Consider the following 4,494-nt stretch of genomic DNA (forward strand, 5'->3'; position numbering starts at 1 on the left):
GAACTTTTATGTGTGCAATACATGTGTTCCTGTGTGTGATTGGAAGCGGTGGATTACCATCAAAACTGTTTAATCGAGATCAAGTTGCGGAAATAAAATATGGACGACCGCATCATCATCCGGGGAGCTCGCGAACACAACCTCCAGAACATCGATCTGGACATCCCGCGCAACCAACTTGTTGTTATAACGGGCCTTTCGGGTTCAGGCAAATCGAGTCTGGCATTTGATACTATTTATGCTGAGGGGCAACGCCGGTACATGGAAAGCCTGAGTGCTTATGCACGTCAGTTTCTGGGTATGATGGAGCGCCCTGACCTTGATTTTATCGATGGGCTGTCTCCAGTTATTTCGATTGAGCAAAAGACAGTCAGTCGCAATCCGCGGTCTACGGTTGGCACCGTCACAGAAATATATGATTTCCTGCGACTGTTGTACGCCCGCGCGGCAAAGGCCTATTCCTACCTGTCCGGAGAGGAAATGCGCAAGCAGTCAGACGATGAGATTATTGACCGTATTGCTGCTTTTGAACCAGACCTGCGCGTCATTCTGCTGGCGCCAGTGATCAAGGGCCGCAAGGGGCACTACCGCGAACTGTTCGAGCAGATTGCCAAACAAGGGTTCACCCGGGTGCGTACCGACGGGGAAGTGCGCGAGATCGTGAAAGGCATGAAGCTCGATCGGTATAAGACCCATGACATTGAGGTGGTGATTGATCGGCTGGTGATGAAGGAGGATATGCGGAGCCGCATTAGCCAGTCTGTTGAAGTTGGGCTGGAGATGGGGAACGGCACCATCATCGCTGCCATCGAGCGCAACAAGGGATGGGAAGACCGCCTGTTCAGCCGGCATCTGTACGCAGAGAATGACGGCATTTCGTACGACGACCCATCCCCCAACTCGTTTTCGTTCAACTCGCCTTATGGGGCGTGTTCAGAATGCAATGGGCTTGGCAGTAAAAGAGAACTGGATCCGTTGCTCATTATCCCCGACGACAGAAAGACCATTGCTGAAGGTGCCATCCAGCCGCTCGGGAAACCGCGTGATATCTGGATCTTCAGCCAGCTGCGCGCAGTGGCCAGCGTTTATGGGTTTGATTTCGAAACCCCTTTCAAAAAGCTGACGGATATTCAACGCGCCGTTATTATGGAAGGCGCCGGCGATCAGCAGTTTGACATTACCTACAAGTACAAAAATCGGGAAGTAAACTACAAACACCGCTTTGGTGGGGTGAATCAGCACATCTGGCATACGTACAGCAATACCTCCTCTTCCTCTTCCCGGAAATGGGCTGAAGCGTACATGCGCGAAATGGCCTGCAGCGAATGTGGTGGTGGCCGGCTGCGCAAAGAAAGCCTGGCATACCGCATCGGCGAGAAAAATATTGCTGAACTGGTCGAGATGGACCTGTCCTCTTTGCGGGCCTTTTTTCAAGACCTGCAACTTACCGAGCGGCAGTGGATCATCGCGCGCCCCATCGTAAAAGAGATTCGTGAGCGGCTCGACTTTCTGATCAATGTAGGCGTCGGCTACCTGAGCCTAGATCGCTCAGCCCGGACGTTATCTGGCGGCGAAAGCCAGCGCATTCGATTGGCTACACAAATTGGCACCCAACTCGTTGGTGTACTTTACATCCTGGATGAGCCCAGTATCGGACTGCATCCGCGGGACAATGACAAGTTGATTGCCTCGCTTCGACAACTGCGCGACATGGGCAACTCCGTACTCGTTGTTGAGCACGACCGCGAAATGATCGAGACGGCTGATTTTGTAATTGACCTGGGGCCGGGTGCTGGCGAATATGGCGGACACGTTATCGGCGAGCACGCACCCGAAAAGCTGCCACTCAAAAGAAACGGCCATGAAAGCCTTACTGCAGCCTATTTAACAGGCAAGAAGGGCATCACATTGCCAGCAAAGCGGAATTCGGGCAATGGGCATCAACTGGTGCTCAAAGGAGCTTCCGGACATAATCTAAAAAAAGATACCCTGACCTTGCCGCTCGGCACCTTTACCTGCGTAACGGGGGTATCTGGCTCCGGCAAGTCGTCGTTGATAAATCAGACACTCTACCGGATCCTGGCGAATCATTTTCACAACGCAAAGCGGGTCCCGCTGGCGTACGATACCATTGAAGGGCTTGACCATATTGATAAGGTAATCGATATCGACCAAAGTCCCATTGGCCGGACGCCACGCTCAAACCCTGCTACGTACACAGGGCTGTTCTCGCATATCAGAGACTTGTTTACCCAACTGCCTGAATCCAAAATCAGGGGATATAAACCAGGGCGATTCTCTTTTAATGTGAAAGGCGGGCGCTGTGAAGCGTGCAAGGGTGCCGGAATTGTAAAGCTGGAAATGAATTTCCTGCCGGATGTATACGTGGAGTGTGAGACCTGTAAAGCAAGGCGCTACAATACGGAAACGCTGGAAGTACGCTTTAAAGGGAAATCTATTGCTGATGTGCTTGAAATGCCGGTATCTGAGGCGCTGGAGTTTTTCGAGAACGTCCCCCGTATTGAACGAAAATTACGGACGTTGAATTCCGTTGGCCTTGGATACATCCGTCTTGGGCAGCAAGCGACAACGTTGTCTGGAGGAGAGGCGCAGCGCGTGAAACTCTCCAAAGAACTTTCGCGGCCCGGTACAGGGAAAACGCTGTACATCCTGGATGAGCCAACGACAGGATTGCACTTTGAAGATATCCGGCACCTGCTGAATGTGCTCCGGGCGCTTGTTCAGAAGGGCAATACAGTGCTTGTTATTGAACACAACATGGATGTGGTCAAGGTGGCTGATCACGTCATCGATCTTGGCCCAACTGGGGGCGCTGCCGGCGGATATATTCTCAGCGCCGGCACACCTGAAGAAGTAGCTGCGGCAGATACTTCAACGTCTGTCTATCTCCGAGAAGAGTTGACGCGCTCTGACGTTGAAAAGGCAACGGACGCGGAGCAGCTAGATCTTGAGGCGCTGGCCGGCGACGCAGATGAAGTAGAAGAAGAAGAGCCTGAGCCAGAGGAGGAAGAGGCGTTGGTCGAAAAAGAGTAAAAGACTCCCCTGAATACAAATTAAAAGGGCCTTATCCGCATTGCGGGTAAGGCCCTTTTGGTACAGTTCTTTTGGGGTAGAATAAGCTTATGCAGCTTGCTTCTGTCCGGCCATGGCATTTTTGACCATACTGACGATTGTCATCAGCACGCCGCCGCCTACAGCAGAACCAGCGATGTTGGCAATCAGGCCGCCTTCGCCGCCCAGCATACCTACCAATTCGAGAAGCTGCATGCCGCCGGCGCCACCTAGAATACCAACAACGGTATTCCAAAGTGTACCCAGGCTGAATTTCTTCATTAACATGCCTGCCAGGTTACCGCCCACGCCGCCACTAATCAAACTTGCAATTAAACCTTCTAACATGGTTTAATCCTCCTTATTAGTGAATAATAAAAAATGCGCTACGTCAAGGTCGAGGGGACACAACGATGGTGGGTCGATGCAACTAAACCAAGACCGCATTTCCAGGCTACATAGACCATTTGGCCCGTGTAAATCCTGTTAACAGTATAACAGCAACCTGCTTTTAGATGCAAATGTAGATCAGTTGAATATGCGTAAATATATGTTTATTAAAAGTTTATGTGTATGCTTTTTTCTGATTTTTGATGTGTAGAAACAGGCAGCTAGGGCCATTTTAGCTTCTTTTTTAGTAAGCGGAATGACAATTTGAAAGGGCTTTTTTCAGGCGTATTCGATGGTCCTGTTTTTTGAGTTAGGGCCGATTCTTAAGGGTTTGAGAGAAGTAACGATACCCCATATATAATGAATGCTTAGATAAGCTGGTTATGTACCAGAAGAGATAGATGGTTGCCCATCAAGCGCCATAGCTGTGCTGCTAATGCGCCAAAAGTAACGCCAGGAATACTGTAACCGTGAGGAAGGAATAGAGGAAACAGGCTTATCATTGTGCATCCGTTTCATTGCTTGTGCTGTCGGTGAATTCCCCCGCAGCGTTTATCGCTTTTAGTCTGTCGTTTTTTGCCTGTTTTGAACCCTCCCTTCCTAACTTGGCCCTGAGTGCCGGCCAAAGAACATACATTATGTCTGCTGTTGCTTCGATTAATCACCTTGCACGCAAGGAGATCCTCAATTTCGCCTCTGTCAACAAGTCCGTTTCCAGTTCCATGCAGCGCCTGCTGCACACAGCTGCGCGTGCGCTTACGGTACCTGCCGCTTTCTCTGCCATATTTGATGAGCAAGGTGAACTGAAAGTCCACACCTGGTATGGCTTTGATGCCTCTGCTTCACCGGAGAGTAGTTTTCTGGATGCCTCTCTGATTCTGGTAGATGATTTTAAAATTATCAGCGACACGACAAAGCACCCAACATTTGCCAATGATGTGTGGGTGACCAATGGCGGGGTACGGTTTTTTGCAGCGTTTCCTATTTGTACCTCTTCGAAGGCACTCATCGGTATGTTCTGCGTGCTGGATA

General features: G+C 50.4%; 3 protein-coding genes. 2 read left to right on the forward strand and 1 reads right to left on the reverse strand.

Annotated elements, in window-relative coordinates; translation table 11 throughout:
• The first annotated feature begins 99 nt into the window (after nucleotides 1-99).
• On the forward strand, nucleotides 100-3,054 hold the full coding sequence (gene uvrA, locus AAF564_26120) for an excinuclease ABC subunit UvrA (GenBank protein MEM8489050.1): 2,955 nt from the start codon (nucleotides 100-102) through the stop codon (nucleotides 3,052-3,054).
• Between the two features lie 87 nt (nucleotides 3,055-3,141).
• On the opposite strand, the gene AAF564_26125 is transcribed toward uvrA, so the two are convergent.
• On the reverse strand, nucleotides 3,142-3,420 hold the full coding sequence (locus tag AAF564_26125) for a hypothetical protein (GenBank protein ID MEM8489051.1): 279 nt from the start codon (nucleotides 3,418-3,420) through the stop codon (nucleotides 3,142-3,144).
• Nucleotides 3,421-4,100: 680 nt separating this feature from the next.
• Between AAF564_26125 and AAF564_26130 the strand changes: the two genes are divergently transcribed.
• Nucleotides 4,101-4,494 (forward strand): hypothetical protein (locus tag AAF564_26130; protein MEM8489052.1); only part of this gene is annotated, 394 nt, incomplete at its 3' end.

This window comes from Bacteroidota bacterium (genome assembly GCA_039111535.1).
Lineage (GTDB): Bacteria > Bacteroidota > Rhodothermia > Rhodothermales > JAHQVL01 > JBCCIM01.